Genomic DNA, 17,849 nt, shown 5'->3' with positions numbered 1-17,849 from the left:
AAGAGGATGAGCATCATGAACCGTCGCACTTTGATCATCACGATGGCCCTTGGGCTGATATGTGCGCACGCCTCGTCGTACGCAGCCGATCCGCAAGTCGTCAAGATCGGCTTTGCGGGACCGATCACCGGTCCGGTCGCGCGCGTCGGCAAGGATTTGCAGTACGGTGCGCAACTCGCGCTGGACGAAGAAAACGCTAAACATCCCACCATCGGCGGTAAGCCGGTCAAGTTCGAGCTAGACGTCCAGGACGATCAGGCCGACCCGCGCACCGCGATCCAGGTCGCGCAAAAGCTCGTGGACGAAGGCGTGGTTGGCGTGATCGGTCACTACAACTCCGGGTGCAGCATCCCGGCCTCGGCGGTCTATCACAAGGCGAACGTGGCGATGATCACGCCAGGCTCGACCAATCCGGCGCTTACCCAGCAGGGCTTTGCGAACGTGTTTCGCACCATGGGCAATGACGGCATCGGCGGGGTGATTGCCGGGCGTTTCGCGGTGGAGCAGTTGAAGGCGAAGCGCATCGGCATCATCGACGACCGCACCGCGTTCGGCCAGGGGCTCGCGGACGCGTTCGAAAAAGGCGCGAGGGAGGCCAGCGGCAATATCGTCGACCGCGAGTTCACCAACGACAAGGCGGTGGATTTCCGCGCGATTCTCACGACGCTCAAGCAGAAGAACGTCGACATGATCTTCTTCGGCGGGCTGGACGAGCAGGGCGCGATGCTCATCAAGCAGATGCGCTCGCTCGGCATGCAGGCGCACCTGTTCGGGGCGGGTGCGCTCAAGAGCAACGCCTTCCTGCAGATTGCCGGTCCGGCGGGCGAGGGTGCGCAGGATCTCGAACCCGGTCCCGCGCTCGACAAGCTGCCTTCCGCGCAGGCGTTCGCGAAGCGCTACAAGGCGCGCTTCAGTCAGGATGTCGAACTGTATGCGCCGTTTGCCTACGACGCAGCGCTTGCGATGATCAAGGCGATCAAGGACGCCGACTCGCTCGATCGCGCGAAGATCGTCGCGAGCTTTCCCAAGGTCACGGTGACGGGCGTGACCGGGAATATTGCATTCGATCCGCACGGCGATCTGATCAAGCCGCCCTATACGTTGTTCGAAGTGCAGCAGGGGCAGTGGAAGAGCCTGCGCACGGTGGGCGGCAACGGCTGAACAGACCGCCTCGGCACAAGCCGCTTCAGCGCTGCAGCAGATGCGCGAACAGCGGATACATCGAAGCGACGAGCGCCAGCGCCATGGCGATATTGAACAGGCGCAGGCGGCGCGGGTCGCCGAGGAAGCGGCGCATGCCGGTGCCGAACGCGGCCCACAAGCAAATGCAGGGCAGGCCGATCACGTAAAACAGCGCGGCCATCACGACGGTGTTGACGCCGAAGTCCGCCGAGAGGCGGATCGTGGTGGCCGCGGTGAGCACCATCATCCATGCCTTCGGGTTGATCCACTGGAACGCGATGGCTTCGTGAAAGCGCATGGGGCGGCGCTCGCCGCCCTTTTCCTTGAGCATGCCCGAGGTGCCGATCTTCCATGCGAGCCACAGCAGATACGCGACGCTCGCGGCTTCGAGCGCCGTGTAGAGCCAGGGCACGTGACGGAAGATTTCGCCGAGGCCGAATCCCACCGAGAGCATGAGGACGACGACGCCCGCGCTGATACCGAGAATGTGCGGCACCGTGCGCTTGAAGCCGAAATTGACGCCGGAGGCGAGCAGCATGGTGTTGTTGGGGCCGGGCGTGATGGTCGTGACCACCACGAAAAGCATGCCGGCAGGCAAGGCGCTGAGCATTTCGGGCAGCATGGTGCGATGGCTCCAGAGACAGGGCGGCGATCACTCATGATCGCGGCGATTGACTGGCAGCCAGTTTAGCGAGGCTGGTCGGTACAGTACCGGTACAGATGCGCACACGAAAACCGGTACGGAGCGGACTGAAAATCCGCCAATAACGTTCTTGACCACGGGAAGAAATCGCCGGTATCGTCGTCGGGCAGCGTATCCGCCACAACGAGTGAGGGAGACTCCGCCATGCCGATCAACGTCCAGAACTGTCGCACCCAACCCACCACGGTGTCGCTCGGCAATTTCAACGGCGGGAATTTCATCCCGGCGGTGATGGGCTTGCACCGCCACTACACGGCGGCGAACTGCCTCGTCGCCCTGAATCCAGTAATGAATCATGGCGTCGGCATCAGCGGCGTCACGAGCCTGGACCCGCAGGCCAATCCTGGCGGCGATACTTACTTCCTGCCTTTCGCGACCAACGAGATCACGTCCATCGTGCTGCCGGCGCCCGGCGGGCCCGGCGTGCAGCAGTCGTTCCTGACCACCAATCTTTCCGGCTGCATGATCTATGTCGATCGTGTGCAGGGCGTACCCGGATCCATCGTCGTCTACCATGCCAACAACCAGGCCAACGCGCCGGGCGGCAACCTGGGCGGGCAGCAACCGGCGCTGGAACTGCCGGCCTGCACCGCCGAGTTGAACCGGCTATACAACCTGGCGCGCGCCAACCTCGCGGCGGCGCCCAACAACCTGAACTTGATACCGGCGGGTAATGTGGCCAAGCCGGCCTACAATGCGGGTGCCCGGGCCGAGGTGAACCGCAAGATCGGACAGGCCCGCACGAACGTGGAATTCACCGGCGGCACGATCGTGTTCGGCCGTGTGAACGGCGCAAACTGGGAGCTTTTCTGGGCGACCTACGGCAGTTGCGAATACGACCGCCCCGCCTATGCCCCCAAAGGCTGGTTCGGACATGGTCACCGAAACCCGACCACCAGCGCGAACCCCAATTACCGGATGCTGGGATCGGCGCAATTTGTCTGAGATGGCATCAGTGATGCCGCGCGCTGTGCGAACTACGGGGCAAACTACTGGGCGGTTTGCTGACGTTGATACTCGTCGTGCTTCATTTGCATGTAGTCGGCGCGGCTGACTTCATGCAATTGCCGCTGATACTGCTCCGTCGCATCGAACCAGTCGGCGAGCCGTTTGTCGAGCTGGGCGTTGGGCGGGCTGGAGAGCGCGCCAAGATAGGCCTCGATGGCGAGGTAGTAGCGCATGGTATTGCGCTCCACCAGACCGCGCATGCCCCCGATGTATCGCGGCTCGTTCGTCGATGGATCGAGGGTGGAGGAGAAGCCGACCTTGCCGCTCCCGATCGTCCCCAGATAGGTTTTCATCGCGAGCCGTCCCGCCGTGCCATAACCGTAGGCGTAGGTCAGATGGATAAAGGTACGGCGATTGTCCACGGGCACCGCCTCGAGCGCGATCCGGTAGTCTTTCGTGCCAATTGGTCCTGTGGCGGCGGTGAGTTCCACGCGAAAATAATCTGGCATGCTAACTACAGGGCGATAGTCGAACTGCACCCGGTAGGACGAGGAAAGCGATTCCTCGGTTTTCTTGCCGATATTCACGGCAAGAACCGTACCGCCAGCGCCGGTCGAAGCGTGGCAGTACTTGGTGTTCAAGTGCAGGATCAATACGTCGCACCAGTTGGCGGGACCTCGATCCGGGTCGTTGAGCGTACCGTCGACCGTCTTGAAAGGGTAATTGACCACGCCGTAAATCTCGCCGTTGAGCGCTGACGGCAACTCTTTGGATTCGAGGTACAACGGCCGCTGAAACGGGTTGTGCGCGAGTTGTTGCGTCAGACTTTGATATTTGCTGCGCAGGCTCGCGGCTCTGCCGTCCGCCTCGGCGAAGGCGCTCTGGCACAGGAAGCAGAGCACCACCGTCATCACGACTATTCGCCACGGTCGGATCCGCCGGTTGTCTGCTGGAAGTTGGGCGTGTTTGCTCATGGCCTTCATCCTACCTTGACCGAGGTTCCGGCGCGCCGAATCCGGGGCAAGTCGGGGCGCGCCCCCGCGCCCCCGCGCCCGCCGCCGAACCCGCCGAATCCCCCGAATTCATTGCCACTGCGAAAGCAGATGTCAGGTACTGCGTGTAATTACTACCGAACTGCTGCGAACAATGCGGTAAAAATGGGGAATTAACGTTATTTGCCATTCTTAAGATTCGTTTAAGAAATCTGTCATACGCTCGCCCGTTCCGCCCATCGGTGTCGCAACGGCGCCGGTGTCGCTGTCAAAGCGGCGCGCTGCGCGCGGCTTTGCGCCAGCCATCCGTACCCAGTTTGTTTCCGTAGATGTCCAAATTCGTATCGACGACGCCGCAGGGAGTCGCGGGCAAAGCGATGCTCGTGGCCGCGCTCAGCACCGCGTGCACGGCGTGGCTGTCGCATCAATTGCCCAGGCCCGGCGCCGAGATTTCGCTGCACGCGTCCGACGAAATCCCCGATCGCGCCGCGCGAGAATCGGTTACGACCCCGGCTGCCGCCGCGCCGGTTTTCGTTGGCCCGCCGGTTCCTGCTTTCCGTGTCGCGTCCGCCGAGGTTACGCAGAACTTCGCGGCGACAGCCGACCAGTTGGGCGTTGGCGCCGCCGTGGCCGCGCGGCTCGCCCGTGCGCTCTCGGGGCAGCTCGACGTCGAGCACGATTTGAAGCCGGGCAGCGAGATGCGCCTCGTGTTCCGCAACGGCGCGGCGAGCGCCGCGCGCGCATTCACTGGAGCCGCACCGGCCGCAGGCCTCGCGGCCCAAGGCGCGGCAGCCGGCTCCGCAGCGCAGGACGAACCGCCCGTTGCGGTACGCATTTCCACCGGCCAGGACGCGCACGATGTGTTCCTGTACCGCAAGCTGGACGGCAAGGCGTTCTACTACAGCGCCGACGGCCAGCCGGCCTCGCCAACCTTCCTGCGCTATCCGGTCGACTACACGCGCATCTCGTCGGACTTTGCGCCGGAGCGGCTCGATCCCGTCACGCACCGCTGGGCGCCGCACGAAGGCGTCGATTTCGCCGCGCCCGTGGGCACGCCCGTGCACGCGACCGCGCAGGGCACGGTGACGTTCGTGGGCTGGCAGACCGGCTATGGCCGCGTTATCCAGATCAAGAATTTCGGCGATTTTTCGACGACCTTCGCGCATCTCTCGCGCTTCGCGAAAGCGTTGCGCGTGGGCAGCGAAATCCGCCAGGGCCAGGTGATCGGGTACGTGGGCAGGACGGGCTGGGCGACCGGGCCGCATCTGCACTACGAGGTCCACGTGGATAACGTGCCGCAAGACCCGCTCACGGTCGATCTGCCGACCCGTACGGCCTTGAACGGCGAAGACATGGCGCACTTCGCGCAGCAGGTCCAGAAACTCACGCCGATGCTGTGAGCGCCCCGGCGCGGCCCTGGCGGGCCGCGTGCTCGCGTGCTAATCGACTAGCGCGACGACGCACGAGCACCCGGGAGCTCTACGATATCGCGCCCGAACTGCTTGCGCCGCCGCAGCGCGTGGCGGAGCTGCTGCGTGCCACGGTGCGGTGAGGCGCGCCGGCTGCGCATCACCGGTTTATCAGCACGGTTCAATGACCGGAAAACGGATGGCACTGCGAACGAGTCTCGCATGCTTTGCCGGTGCGTTGGCCAGCGGCGCTCTGCGTGTCGGACGTACCGCCGTACGACATGTCGGTGGCGGCCTGGGCCGAGGCATTGGCGTCACGGATCATCATTTGATGCGCGCGTTGCTGCGAGGCGGGCTCGTCGTTCGTCTGCGCCGTGGCAGGCGCGCCGGCCACGAGGGCCGCAAGGGCCGTCAAGCAGGCGGCGATCATCGCCAAACGGATCTTCATCTCCACACTCCTTCCTGAACGCGATGTCAGGACGACCCGACGCGCGCATGGCGCTGCGCCATGCGCGCTCGAGCGTAAGCCGGGATGCCGGCGCTGGGGCCGAGCTGCCGGACGTGTTATCGAACCTGCCATCGACGACGGGAACAGGTCCTGGCTGCCTTACACGGCAGGCAAGCCTCCGCGGGCTCGGGAGGCGGCGCAGCGTGGCGCGGCGCAACAAGGAGGAGATGGCGTGCGCGCAGAGAACGTCCGCGCTGCACTTTCTGTTATAGCTCGCGCGCGAGAGAGTGCAACGGCGGGTGCGTGGCTTTCGTAGCTGAAATGAAGCGAAAGCTTAAGGAAATGAGATGGTCGTTTTGGGGTCATGCTCGGGTGGTTTAATGCGTGCGCCTTGAGCAAACCCAATTCGCCAACCCAATTCAGAAATCGATGGAGCCCCACAACATGGACTGCATGTACAGACGGGCCTTACTCGCCGTGTCGTGCGTTGGACTGGCCGCCACGCTGTTCGCGTGCGGCAGCAGCAATTCGTCGAATCCGCCGGCCGTGTCCACGCAGGACGCGCTCGCAACCGCCACGCCGATCAAGCACCTCGTGGTGATCTACGGCGAGAACGTCTCGTTCGACCACTACTTCGCAACTTATCCCAACGCCACGAACCCGTCGGGCGAGCCGGCCTTCACGGCTGCCGCGGGCACGCCGGCCGTCAATGGGCTCTCGGGCGCGCTGCTCGCGGCGAACCCCAACTTCACGAATACCGCCAATGGCGCGGACGCCGCGAACCCGTTCCGCCTCGACCGCACCCAGGCCGCCACCGCCGACCAGAACCACGCTTACACGGCCGAGCAGCAAGCCGCCAACAACGGCGCGCTCGACCTGTTCCCGAAGTACACCGGGCGCGGCACGAGCGGCGGCGCGGGCGCGTTCGGCACGAAGGGCCAGGTGATGGGCTACTTCGACGGCAACACGGTCACGGCGCTGTGGAACTACGCGCAAAAGTTCGCGATGAGCGACAACGCCTGGACCACGACCTATGGTCCGTCCACGCCTGGCGCGCTCGAAGTGGTGGCGGGCCAGACCAACGGGTTCCAGATCGTGGTCTCGTCGAAGCAGCCGGCCACGGCCACTACTTCGTCGTACTACATTAATGACGGTGCGGGCGGCCTCACGATGATCAACGACGTCGACCCCGGCTACGACGTGTGCTCCAGCACCACCGACACGGGCATGATCAACGCGAAGAACATCGGCGATTTGCTGAACGCGAAGCAGATCACCTGGGGCGGCTTCATGGGCGGCTTCAACCTGCAGACGACCAACGCGAACGGCACGACGGGCTGCAAGCGCAGCACGGTCGCGACCGCCGTGAATGCCGCCACGGCCGACTACATTCCGCACCACAACTGGTTCCAGTATTTCAAGTCGACCGCGAACCCGCAGCACACGCGCCCGAGCTCGACGGCCGCGATCGGCTCGAGCCTGGAAACGGACGGCAAGACGGCCGAGCCCGCGAACCATCAGTACGATTCCGACGACTTCTTCGCCGCCGTGAAGGCCGGCAACTATCCGTCGGTGAGCTTCCTGAAGGCCCCGGCCGCGCAGGACGCACACGCGGGCTACTCGGACCCGCTCGACGAGCAGCAGTTCGTCACCAAGGTCGTGAACTTCCTGATGCAGCAGCCCGACTGGCAGAACACCGCCGTGGTCGTGACCTATGACGACTCGGACGGCTGGTACGACCATCAATACATGGCGCCGGTGCATTCGTCGATGGCCTCGGCCGACCAGCTCAACGGCAATGGCGTGTGCGGCAGCGGCACCCAGCCCACGGGTGTCGCGGGCGCGCCGGTCAACGGCCGCTGCGGCCCGGGCACGCGCATTCCGTTCGTGGTGATCTCGCCGTGGGCGAAGGCGAACTATGTGGATCACACCTTCATCGACCAGGCCTCGGTGGTGCGCTTCATCGAAGACAACTGGCTCGGCGGCGCGCGTCTTGGCGGCGGTTCGTTCGATGCCGTGGCGGGCGACATGCGCGGCATGTTCGATTTCGCGGGCAAGGGCAATCTGCCGGTTCTGTATCTCGACGGCGCGCAAGGCACGCAGTTGAGCGCCGCGCCGGCGATGTGACCGGCGCTTGAGGTCCGCAAAGGCGCGCGCAGCGCGCCTTTATGCCGTGTGGCCGTGTGGCGCATCCTCGCGTTTCGCCCATGGCCTTTCGGTTTTCTGGTTCCGCGAGGAACAAGGCAATATGTCCGAGTTTTCGTCGTCTTCTTCTCCTGCATCGTCATCGGCCAGCGTCAAGGCGAAGGCCGCGCGCCATCGGCTCATACTACCGCGCGCCGCTGCCGCCTTTGTGGCTGCCGTGCTGGGCTTCGGTGCCTACGCCCTGGCGTTTCCGGCCAGTGTGCCCGCGCCCGTGGGCGCCATCGTCGAGAACCTTACCGGCGCCAATCCGCATCCGGTCGTGCTGCAGCGCCCGCCCGTGGCGCCGCTTTCGGCCATGGCGCAGCTCGGCAAGCAGCTCTTTTTCGATCCGGCGCTGTCGGCCTCGGGCAAACAGTCGTGCGCCTCGTGCCACAGCCCCGCGCATGCCTATGGCCCGCCCAACGGGCTCGACGTGCAGCAGGGCGGACTCGCGATGACGCGGCAGGGCTATCGTCCGCCGCCGTCGCTCATGTATCTGTATCGCCAGCCGAATTTCAGCATCGGCCCCGATGCCGGCGAAAGCGACGACGCGCCCACGGTCGCCCAGCAGGCCACGGCCGCCGCGAATGTGATCAAGTCGCAGAAGACCGCGGGCGGTCCGTCGACCTCCACGGAAATGGTCCCGCAAGGTGGCCTGTTCTGGGACGGCCGCTCCGATACGCTGCAACAGCAGGCCTATGGCCCGCTGCTCAACCCGGTGGAGATGGGGAACACGAGCGTCGACGAGGTGGCCGGGAAACTCGAGCAAGCGTCGTACGCGCAGCGCTTTACAGAATTATTCGGACCGCGAATTTTTAGCGACCGCAAGCTGCTGGTTTCCGAAGCGATGTTCGCGATCTCGCGCTATCAAGTGGAGGATCCGTCGTTCCATCCATACAACAGCAAGTACGACCGCTGGCTCGAAGGGCGCGCGCGTCTCACCCGCGCCGAATTGCATGGCCTGCGCCTCTTCAACGATCCTGGCCGCGCGAACTGCGCGGGCTGCCACCTCTCGAAGCCGGGCAAGGATGGCCTGCCGCCGATGTTCACCGATTACCAGTACGAGGCGCTGGGCGTGCCGCGCAACCGCAAGCTTGTGCAGAACCGTGATCCGCGCTTTTACGATCTGGGCGTGTGCGGGCCGTTCCGCACGGATATGCGCGACCAGACGCAGTACTGCGGGATGTTCCTCACGCCCACGCTGCGCAATGCGGCTACGCGCACGGTGTTCTTCCACAACGGCATCTATCACGACCTCGACCACGTGATGGCGTTCTACAACGAGCGCAACACCGACCCGGGCAAGTTCTATCCGCGCGATGCGCACGGCAAGATCGACAAATACGACGATATCCCGCCGCAATACCGGAACAATGTGGACGTGACCGACGCGCCGTTCGACCGCAAGTTCGGCGAGAAGCCCGCGATGAGCGACGAGGATATCCGCGACATCGTGGCGTTCCTGAAGACACTCAACGACGATCCGTTGCCGCCGAATTAGCCGAATTAGCCGAGCTAGCCGAAACCTTCGCCTTGACCTGATTGCGGCCAGCCTGTTTCGCCGCGTATAGCTCTTCATGGGCCGCGCGCGGGTCGCGAATCGAGTCGAGCGCTTCGGTCAGGATCAGGTCGTAGACGCCGAAACTGTCTTCGAGATGCGTGGATACCAGCGAGACGAGCGTTTCCGAGGTTTGCCGCGCCGTTACGGACGTGCGCCGCCCGCGTACCACGCGGCCGCCGTGTCGATTTCCTCGGGGGCCATGTTGCGCGCGATATTGCGCATCTGCTCGGAAATGTCGTTGTGGCGCGTGCCGTCCGCGAAGGCCGTGAGCTGCGCCTTGGTGTAGGCCGCCGGCATGCCGTCGAGCCAGGGAGTGCCCACCTTGTGGTCGACGCCGCCGTGGCACGAGGCGCACGCCGGAATATTGCGCATCGGCGCGCCCAGCGCGACGATTCCCGGCGGCGTGCCGCTCACGCGCGCCGCGGGCGGCAGCGAGGCGTAGTAGGCCGCGAGATCGCGCATGTCCTGGTCGGAGAGATTTTGCGCCATCGGCGTCATGACCGCGTTCTTGCGCGCGCCGCTCTGAAAGTCGAGCAGTTCCTTGTACACCGCGCTCGCGAACTGGCCCGCGAGATTCGGCGAATTGGCCTGGCTCATGCCCTGCGGGCCGTGGCACATCGTGCAGCGCAGCGAGAGCGTGGCGCCGCGCCCGATCGACAGGGTGCTGGCGTTATCGAGCATGTGCGGCGTGAGCTCGACCGTGCTGACCTTGTAGCCCGGCGTGATCGCGGCGCCCCCCTGAGACCACTGGCGCGGCACGCCGGCCGCGCTGCAGATGGCGTTCCAGATGCCCTGGAACTGCGCATCGCGTTGCGCGGAAGGCAGCCAGACGAAGCCGATCAGCGCAGCGCCGACGAACGCGAGTATCGTCGCGCCCACGCTCGCGCGGAACCACACATTGCGTAAGGTGAACAGGCGTTCTTCGCTCATCGCGGCGCTCCAATCGGAATCGCGGGCACGGCCGTGTTGGGTGTCGCGAGCAGTTGGGCGATGGGGTAGCCGTAGTTGGTGATCGTGAGGGCGATCATCAACACGACCCACAGCGCGAAACCGTTGAGCGCGCGCGGCAGCACCGGCGATTCATGCACGGGCGCGCTGAAGCGGTATTCCTCGGGCGTCTGCACCGGGCTGCGATGGCCTTGCAGCAGCACCACGAAGAACAGGATTGCGGAGATCACGAGTATCAGCCCGCCCACCGCCGAGGCGGTCACGAGGCTCGCCTGCGCGGCCAGCGCGGGATCGCTGTAATCGAAGTAGGCCATGCGGCGCGGCATGCCCATGATGCCCACCAGATGCCACGGAAAGGTCGTCACGATCATGCCGATGAACCATAGCCACAGCTGCCAGCGCATGAGCCGCCAGTTGGTGAGCGCGCGGCCCGTGAGCTGCGGCCACAGATCGTAGGCAATCGCGAAGTACATGATGACGATCGCGCCGCCGAAGATAAGGTGGAAGTGGCCCGTGATCCATTGCGTGTTGTGGACGGGCTGATCGAGCTGATAACTCATGTTGATGAGCCCGCCCGCGCCGCCGAAGCCGAGCATCACGAACGAGAACGCCACGGCGAGCATCTGCGGGTTCTGCCACGGCAGCTTGGCAATCCAGCCGAACACGCCCTTGCCGCCGCGCAGCCGCCCGGCGATTTCGACCGAGGCGCAGATCGTGAAGACCGTGAGCAGCGTGGGCACCGACACGAGCGCCGTGAACACCGACTGCACGAACTTGAAGCCCGAACCCACCTGCGGATCGGTGAAGAGGTGGTGCAGGCCGATCGGCATGGCCACCACGAGGAACAGGATGAACGAGATGCGCGCCATCGAATCGCTATAGAGCCGGCCGCCGATCGCGCGCGGAATGATCGTGTAGTAGCAGATGTACGCGGGCATGAGCCAGAAGTAGACGATGGCGTGCAGCGTCCACGAGAAGAACACGCGTGCGAGACCCGCGTCGATGGTGCTGCGCCAGCCGAGCGCGACGGGCAGGATCTGGAACAGCACTTCGATGGCCGCGCCCACGGCGGTCCAGCCCCACAGATATGCGCCCGCGGTGGTCGCGAACATCGCGAGCGGCACCGGCTTGCCGGGGTTCGCGCGCTTCCACGCGGTGAAGTTCACGCCCATCAGCGCGACCCACACCCACGAGCCCACCACCACGAACACGACGCCGATGTAATAAAACGCATTGGCGATCATCGGCGGATAGAACGTGTAGAGCACTGAAGCGCGGCCGAGCGCGACTGTCACGGAGGCGGCGACGGCCCCGAGCGCGAGCAGGATGAACCCGAGCCATGCCCAGCGCGCACCGATGAGCGGGCGCTTGAGCGAGAGTTCGGTCACGGCGTAGCCGAAGCCCATCGCAATGAGCGTGGGGAACGCATAGCCCATCACGGTGCCGTGCTCGGTCACGGAGCGGTAGTAGAACTCGGGATCGCGCAGCCACGGATGCAGCGGGCTGCGCACGAGCATCTGCCACGCGCCGAGCAGCAGCGCGACCCCGAACAGGATGAACGCGAGCCAGAAGTGGGCGAGCACGAGTCGCTTGTTATTTAACACAGCTCAGTCTCCGCGAATGGTTCTCCGGAAGGGCGGCCATCTTCATGAAGGCGTCGCGGTCGACGACCTTCACGTGCGCCCACATGCCCTGGTGGCCTGTGCCGCAATATTCGTGGCACGGCATCGTATGGTCGCCGGGCTTGTCGAAGGTCGTGCGGAAGGTGGAGACGTAGCCCGGCTCGACCATCGAATTGAGGTTCGTGTCGGTCACGAGAAAGCCGTGCACGACGTCGGCGCTGGTGGCGCGGAAGGTGATGGGCGCGCCCGCCGGCACCACGATGCATTGCGGCGTGAACGAGTACTGCTGCGCGAGCACGCGCACCGTGACCGAGCCGTCCGGCTCGAGCGCGCTGCCGAGATTGGTTTCGACGAATTCGCCCGAGACGTGCAGCGTTTCCGGGTCGATGGTCTCGACGCGCGACGGCGGCATCATGGCCCAGTGCAGGCCGGTGTAGACGGTCATCGCCACCAGCACGAGAACGAGCGCCACCATGAGCGTGGCCCAGCGGCGCTCCACGCGCGCGGCCACTTCGGCGCTGGCATGGGGATCGGTTGGATGCGTGGACATGTGGACGGTTGGCGCGAGATTGAGTGAGTGGGTTGCCGGCGGATTTCCCGGCTATTCATCGCAGTTATTCATGCTCGCTCGCAGTTATTGAATGACGCCGCGAGGCAGGAACACCAGGAAGTAGAACGCAAACCAGATCGCGGCCACGATGGCCGTGGCAATGCCGGCGAGCGCGAGCGCGCCGCACGGCCCGCGGCGCACGATCTCGTCGATCTGCTCGTGCTGGGCGGGCGCGCCCGGTTGTTGAGGAACGGGTGTTTCTATCATCACGGCCTCAGCTTGAAGATTCGCAACGGCGGCTCAAATAAGCGGCTCAGAACAGCGGCGCCGAGCGAAGCGCGTTCACTTCGTGCCCGGACACCGGCGTGCCATGGTTGCCCCATGCCGTGCGGATATACGTGACCACGGCGGCCACTTCCTCGTCGGACAGCAACTGCGCGAACGGCGGCATGCCATAGGGCATCGGGTTCTTCTTCGTGCCCGGCGCATAGCCGCCGTTGAGCACCATGCGGATCGGGTTCACCGCCGAATTCATCTGGATCGACTGGTTGTTCGCGAGCGGCGGGAAATGCGGCAGCTTTCCCTGGCCTTCGGACGCGTGGCATGCGGCGCACTGCGTGTCGTAAATCTTCTTGCCGAGCGGCGAGAGACGGTTGGCTTCCTCGGTCACGAACTGGCTCTTGGGCGACTTGTCGACTTCGCCCGAATGGCCCGGCAGCGACTTCAGATAGACGGCCACGGCGCGCACGTCGTCTTCGGTGAGGTACTGGAAGCTGTCGTAGACGACCTCGGCCATCGGCCCGTACACGGCGCCGCGCTTCGAGACGCCCGCGTGCAGCAGATCGACGATATCGTCGATGCTCCAGTCGCCGAGGCCCGCTTCCTTGTTCGACGTGAGCGAAGGCGCATACCAGTTCTGCAGCGGAATCAGGCCGCCCTGGAATTCCTTGGACGCGGTGTTGCCGCCTAGCGCGTTGATCTCCGTGTGGCACATCGTGCAATGCCCGAGACCTTCCACCAGATACGCGCCGCGATTCCATTCCACGGACTGCTTCGGATCGGGCTTGAACTCGCCCGAGCGGAAGAACAGCGCACGCCAGCCGATCAGAAGCTGGCGCTGGTTATACGGAAAGCGCAGTGTATGCGGGCGATTGGGCTGATTGACCGCGGGCGTGGAAAGCAGATACGCGTAGATCGCATCGGAGTCGGTGCGCGTGACCTTGGTGTACGAGGCGAACGGCATCGCGGGATAGAGCAGCGTGCCGTCGCGCGACTTGCCCTCGTGCAGCATGCGGTAGAACTCATCGGCGCTCCATGCGCCGATGCCGTATTGCTTGTCCGAGGAAATATTCGGCGTATAGAGCGTGCCGAACGGTGTTTCCATCGGGCGGCCGCCGCCGAACATCTTCTGCGAAGGCACCGTATGGCACGCGATGCAGTCGCCCGCGCGCGCAAGATATTCGCCGCGCACCAGCAGCTCGGCATTGCTTGCCACCGGCTTGGCGTTGGCCATTGCCGCGGCGGCGGCGGCGCTTGCGGCATCCGCCGAATTGGCCGCGGGCGCGCCGCTTTGCGCATGCGTGAGCGCGGTGCCGGCGCACAGGAGCGCGGCGCTCAGCGTCACGGTGCGGGCGACGCGCGCGGCCAGCGTGGGCGTCGACGGTATGGCCGGCATTGTTGGCAGGAGGGATCGAAGTTTGCGCACGTCGAGGCCTCGGCTAGTTGTGGGCGCTGCCGCATGCGAGCGGCAAGGGCGCGGGCGCGGCGGGCGCTGGATTGGCGGGCGCGGGCTGCGACGCGAGCCACGCGGCGATGGCCGTGATGTCGCGTTCGGCGAGACGCGAGGCGATGTCGTGCATGCAGTCGGGGCTTGCGGCGCGGCGCGTGCCGTAGCGGAATGCGCCCAGCTGTGCGCTGATGTAGTCGGGGTGCAGGCCCACGAGGCCCGGAATGGCGGGCTGCATGCCGGTGAGCGAGGCGCCGTGACAGGCCGCGCACGCAGGCACCTTGCGGTTGGGCGCGCCGTTCATGACGAGCGATTTGCCGAGCGCGAGCGTGGCCGCATCGACCTTGGGCGCGGCGGGCGGCGGGTAGGGCGGACGCTCGTGCGCGAAGAACTCGGCCATCTGCTTGAGATACGCATCGGGCAGATACGCGAGCAGATAGTTCATCGGCGGATAGCTGCGGCCGCCGTCGCGAAACGCGATGAGCTGGTTGTAGAGATAGCCGGCGGGCTTGCCGGCGAGGCGCGGAAAGTAGTCGTTGTCGGTGCCTTCGCCGTGCGCGCCGTGACATGCGGCGCAGCCCATCACGCGGGCTTGCATCGTGTCAGGCGCGGGTTCCGCGGGCGGGGCCGCGAACGACGCGGCGCACGGCAGCGCGAATGCCATGGCGCAGAGGACAACGCGGACGATGCGGTTTCTCAATGATTCCCTCGTTGCGGATTGTGGACGGCATGTACGGCACAAGCGCGATGCGATTCGATATCAGTTGAGGCGTCGACCGGCGTGGTGACTTGCGTCCCGGTGCGCATCTTCTTTGGGGACATTATCGTTAAAAAACGCGATCTGTCGAGTGAACGTGTACAAATTATTTACCGAGGTTTTTTCGGGCAGCACTTGTATAAGGACGTTTGCTAACGCATCGATTATTTGGATGTATTGCGGCCCGCATCAATAAATATGGAATCCAAATTAATTAGCGCTGACGCTTTTTCCCTTGGAGGAAAGCTTGCGAGCAGGTATGCCGGTTACCATGCGGGCACACACGGTTGTCCGATGTCTCCGGAGCGCCCGCGAACCGGGCAAATCCCCGCTGTTTCAAGACGTGCGGCAGCAGGCGTCCGGTTGTCCGACGACGTATAATGAAACGAAATTCGCATTCCAAGGAGAGGACGATGGCCGAGCCGAGCGCCGCGCCCATACCCGCCCGCAGTCGCAATCTTGCCGAGCAGGCCGTCAATTACATCAACGAGCAGATCGCTTCGCGCACCTTGAAGCCCGGCGACAAGCTGCCGACCGAAAGCAGTCTCATGAGCACGCTGGGCGTGAGCCGCACCGTGGTGCGCGAGGCGATCTCGCGGCTGCAGGCCATGTCGGTGATCGAAACGCGCCATGGCATCGGCAGCTTCGTGCTGGAGCCGCGCCGCGAGCCGCTCGATCTCGAAGTCGTGCCCGCGAGCACGCTCAACGATCTGCTCTCGGTCCTGGAGTTGCGCATCAGCCTGGAAACGGAATGTGCGGGACTCGCGGCGCAGCGCGCGAGCGAGCGCGACATTGCGGCGATTCGCGCGGCGCTCGATGCGATTTCGGCGGCCGCGCGCGCAGGCGGCGACAGCGCGGGCGCCGATCTGCAATTCCATGTTTCGGTGGCGCGCGCCACCGGCAATCGTTATTTCGTCGACATCCTCACGCAGATGGGCGCAGCGCTGATTCCGCGCCATCGCATCGATTCGGCCGGCATCGCGCACAGCGATCCCAAGGCTTATGCCGAACTCGTGAACCGCGAGCACGAGAGCATTTTCGACGCCATCGCGAGGCACGATTCCGAAAGCGCGCGCGCCGCGATGCGCATGCATCTGTCGAGCAGCCGGGAGCGGCTGCGGCGGGCGGCGGAGAGGGCTTGAGTTTGCCCGCCATCTCACAGGTTTACTTCGCGAGATGAGTCGTCGTACAACATGGGCGGTTCAGGGATGCTCGGGACGGGTCCACGCATCGTTATGCTCAAAAGCGCCCGTAGTCATAGAGGCTTCGGAGTGAGCAAAGGGTAAACACCCCATTGGGGTGATCGTACAACATCGCTAAAATGTCATCAGACAACGTACCACGCTGAGCCGCGACGATGCCGATCCGCCGGCCGGGGCGCGCAGCGTGAAACTGGAGACAACTTCGATGTCCACTCTGTCCGATCACAGCGAAGACCTGCTGGACTCCGCCAGCGCCAAGGTGAAGCGCCACGTCCTGCCGCTGTTCCTCATCATGTTCATCGCGAACTACATCGACCGCGTGAACGTCGGCTTCGCCGGCGCGCACATGAAGGCCGATATCGGTCTTTCGGCGGCGGCATACGGGCTGGGCGCGGGGCTGTTCTTCGTCGGCTACGCGCTCTTCGAAGTGCCGTCCAACATCCTCATGCAGAAGTACGGCGCGCGCGCCTGGCTCACGCGCATCATGGGCACGTGGGGCATCGTCGCGGCGTGCATGGCGTTCGTGCGCAACGACACCTCGTTCTACGTGCTGCGCTTTTTGCTAGGCATCGCGGAAGCGGGCTTCTTTCCGGGCGTCGTCTATTACTTCGCGCAGTGGCTGCCGCAGAAGGAGCGCGGCAAGGCCGTGGCGATCTTTCTCGCGGGCTCGGCGTTCGCTTCGGTGCTCTCCGGCCCGGTCACGGGCGCGCTGCTTTCGGTGCGCGGCCTCGGCCTCGCCGGGTGGCAGTGGATGTTCCTGATCGAAGGCGCGTTTTCCGTCCTGCTGTGTGGCGCGAGCTGGCTCATGCTGAAGTCGCGCATCCGCGACGCGCACTGGCTCTCCAGCGCCGAGCAGAGCGCGCTCGAAACCTGCATGGCGAAAGAGCAGGCCGAGCGCGTCGCCGTAACGGGCGCGCATGTGCCGGTCATGCGCCTGTTGCGCGACCCGCAGATTGTGCTGTTCTGCTTCCTCTATTTCGCGATCCAGCTGACGATCTACGCGGCCACCTTCTGGCTGCCCACCATCATCCGCAAAATGGGCGGCCTCACGGATTTCCAGGTGGGCCTGTACAACACCATTCCGTGGATGATCGCGATCGTCGCGATGTACTGCTTCGCGCTGCTCTCCGCCAAATTCCGTTTTCAGCAGGCCTGGCTCGCAGTCGCGCTCGTGATCGCCGCGTGCGGCCTGTTCGCCTCGACCTCGGCGAACCCGGTGTTCTCGTTCGTCGCGATCTGTTTCTCGGCGATCGGCTTCAAGGCGGCCTCGTCGCTGTTCTGGCCGATCCCGCAGGGCTATCTCGACACGCGCGTGGCGGCTGCCGTGATTGCGCTCATCAATTCGCTCGGCAATCTGGGCGGCTTCTTCGCGCCGGCCACATTCGGCTATTTGCAGCAGCATACGGGCTCGATCGCGGGCGGGTTGTACGGTCTCGGCGCGACGTCGCTGATCGCCGCCGCACTCGCGTTCCTTGCGCGCAATAAGCCTTCGCGTCGCGCCTTTGCCGACGAGGCGCCGGTGCGGGGCGGCGCGCGCTGAGCCGGGCTCGCCGCGCGGGCCGATGCACGGATGCAGCGAAGCTGCCCGGGCGCTCCGATTTGTCATGCTTGTCAGGC

17 protein-coding genes are annotated in these 17,849 nt (G+C 64.8%); 7 read left to right on the top strand and 10 right to left on the bottom strand.

The genetic code is table 11. The features are described 5' to 3' along the window. Nucleotides 1-15 precede the first annotated feature (15 nt). Entirely contained in the window at nt 16-1,161 is a 1,146-nt protein-coding gene (locus tag NH14_RS05975) for a branched-chain amino acid ABC transporter substrate-binding protein (RefSeq protein WP_035529258.1), read from the top strand. 25 nt (nt 1,162-1,186) lie between these two features. On the opposite strand, the gene NH14_RS05970 is transcribed toward NH14_RS05975, so the two are convergent. Next, a complete protein-coding gene (locus tag NH14_RS05970; protein ID WP_035529029.1) occupies nt 1,187-1,804 on the bottom strand; it encodes a LysE family translocator in 618 nt (205 codons plus the stop codon). Nucleotides 1,805-2,029: 225 nt separating this feature from the next. Between NH14_RS05970 and NH14_RS05965 the strand changes: the two genes are divergently transcribed. Further along, nucleotides 2,030-2,830 (top strand): hypothetical protein, encoded by an 801-nt coding sequence (locus NH14_RS05965; RefSeq protein WP_035529027.1) that lies wholly within the window; start codon nt 2,030-2,032, stop codon nt 2,828-2,830. Nucleotides 2,831-2,874: 44 nt separating this feature from the next. Here NH14_RS05965 and NH14_RS05960 read toward each other — a convergent pair whose 3' ends face one another. Next, nucleotides 2,875-3,807 (bottom strand): hypothetical protein, encoded by a 933-nt coding sequence (locus NH14_RS05960; protein ID WP_035529257.1) that lies wholly within the window; start codon nt 3,805-3,807, stop codon nt 2,875-2,877. Between the two features lie 347 nt (nt 3,808-4,154). On the opposite strand from NH14_RS05960, the gene NH14_RS05955 reads away from it, so the two are divergent. Further along, nucleotides 4,155-5,225, top strand: coding sequence for a peptidoglycan DD-metalloendopeptidase family protein (locus NH14_RS05955; RefSeq protein ID WP_035529025.1), 1,071 nt, complete (start codon nt 4,155-4,157; stop codon nt 5,223-5,225). A gap of 190 nt (nt 5,226-5,415) precedes the next feature. Here the strand turns inward: NH14_RS05955 and NH14_RS05950 are convergent, their stop codons facing one another. After that, the gene (locus tag NH14_RS05950; protein ID WP_152617185.1) at nt 5,416-5,688 is read right to left on the bottom strand and encodes a hypothetical protein; all 273 of its coding nucleotides are present in this window, start codon (nt 5,686-5,688) and stop codon (nt 5,416-5,418) included. A gap of 447 nt (nt 5,689-6,135) precedes the next feature. On the opposite strand from NH14_RS05950, the gene NH14_RS05945 reads away from it, so the two are divergent. Together NH14_RS05945 and NH14_RS05940 are read left to right on the top strand one after the other, a co-directional pair. After that, nucleotides 6,136-7,809 (top strand): phospholipase C, encoded by a 1,674-nt coding sequence (locus NH14_RS05945; protein ID WP_035529255.1) that lies wholly within the window; start codon nt 6,136-6,138, stop codon nt 7,807-7,809. Nucleotides 7,810-7,930: 121 nt separating this feature from the next. Continuing rightward, nucleotides 7,931-9,367 (top strand): cytochrome-c peroxidase, encoded by a 1,437-nt coding sequence (locus NH14_RS05940; protein WP_035529022.1) that lies wholly within the window; start codon nt 7,931-7,933, stop codon nt 9,365-9,367. On the opposite strand, the gene NH14_RS05935 is transcribed toward NH14_RS05940, so the two are convergent. The 7 genes from NH14_RS05935 to NH14_RS05905 all read right to left on the bottom strand — a co-directional run bounded on the left by NH14_RS05935 (nt 9,339) and on the right by NH14_RS05905 (nt 14,937). Continuing rightward, a complete protein-coding gene (locus tag NH14_RS05935; RefSeq protein WP_035529021.1) occupies nt 9,339-9,596 on the bottom strand; it encodes a hypothetical protein in 258 nt (85 codons plus the stop codon). The two genes, NH14_RS05940 and NH14_RS05935, sit on opposite strands and share 29 nt — an antisense overlap. Further along, nucleotides 9,569-10,357, bottom strand: a complete 789-nt coding sequence (locus NH14_RS05930) for a c-type cytochrome (protein ID WP_035529019.1) — start codon at nt 10,355-10,357, stop codon at nt 9,569-9,571. Before NH14_RS05930 ends, NH14_RS05935 begins: the two co-directional genes overlap by 28 nt. Next, a complete protein-coding gene (locus NH14_RS05925) occupies nt 10,354-11,979 on the bottom strand; it encodes a b(o/a)3-type cytochrome-c oxidase subunit 1 (RefSeq protein WP_035529016.1) in 1,626 nt (541 codons plus the stop codon). The genes NH14_RS05930 and NH14_RS05925 overlap by 4 nt, the downstream gene beginning before the upstream one ends. Beyond that, nucleotides 11,969-12,547, bottom strand: a complete 579-nt coding sequence (locus NH14_RS05920) for a cupredoxin domain-containing protein (protein ID WP_035529251.1) — start codon at nt 12,545-12,547, stop codon at nt 11,969-11,971. The genes NH14_RS05925 and NH14_RS05920 overlap by 11 nt, the downstream gene beginning before the upstream one ends. Nucleotides 12,548-12,631: 84 nt before the next feature. Then, nucleotides 12,632-12,814 (bottom strand): hypothetical protein, encoded by a 183-nt coding sequence (locus NH14_RS05915; RefSeq protein WP_035529013.1) that lies wholly within the window; start codon nt 12,812-12,814, stop codon nt 12,632-12,634. Nucleotides 12,815-12,860: 46 nt separating this feature from the next. Next, nucleotides 12,861-14,222: a c-type cytochrome gene (locus tag NH14_RS05910; protein ID WP_084225633.1), complete on the bottom strand. Its 1,362-nt coding sequence runs from the start codon at nt 14,220-14,222 to the stop codon at nt 12,861-12,863. A 43-nt stretch (nt 14,223-14,265) separates the two neighbouring features. Then, nucleotides 14,266-14,937 carry a c-type cytochrome gene (locus NH14_RS05905; protein WP_052148176.1) on the bottom strand — a complete coding sequence of 224 codons (672 nt, stop codon included), beginning with the start codon at nt 14,935-14,937 and terminating at the stop codon, nt 14,266-14,268. A gap of 506 nt (nt 14,938-15,443) precedes the next feature. Between NH14_RS05905 and NH14_RS05900 the strand changes: the two genes are divergently transcribed. Continuing rightward, complete coding sequence (locus tag NH14_RS05900; protein WP_035529011.1) at nt 15,444-16,172, top strand: FadR/GntR family transcriptional regulator; 729 nt, start codon at nt 15,444-15,446, stop codon at nt 16,170-16,172. A gap of 265 nt (nt 16,173-16,437) precedes the next feature. Beyond that, complete coding sequence (locus NH14_RS05895; RefSeq protein ID WP_035529009.1) at nt 16,438-17,772, top strand: MFS transporter; 1,335 nt, start codon at nt 16,438-16,440, stop codon at nt 17,770-17,772. Nucleotides 17,773-17,849: the final 77 nt, after the last annotated feature.

The organism is Paraburkholderia sacchari, from assembly GCF_000785435.2.
GTDB classification, from domain to species: domain Bacteria; phylum Pseudomonadota; class Gammaproteobacteria; order Burkholderiales; family Burkholderiaceae; genus Paraburkholderia; species Paraburkholderia sacchari.
This window is presented reverse-complemented; position numbering and strand designations above follow the sequence as displayed.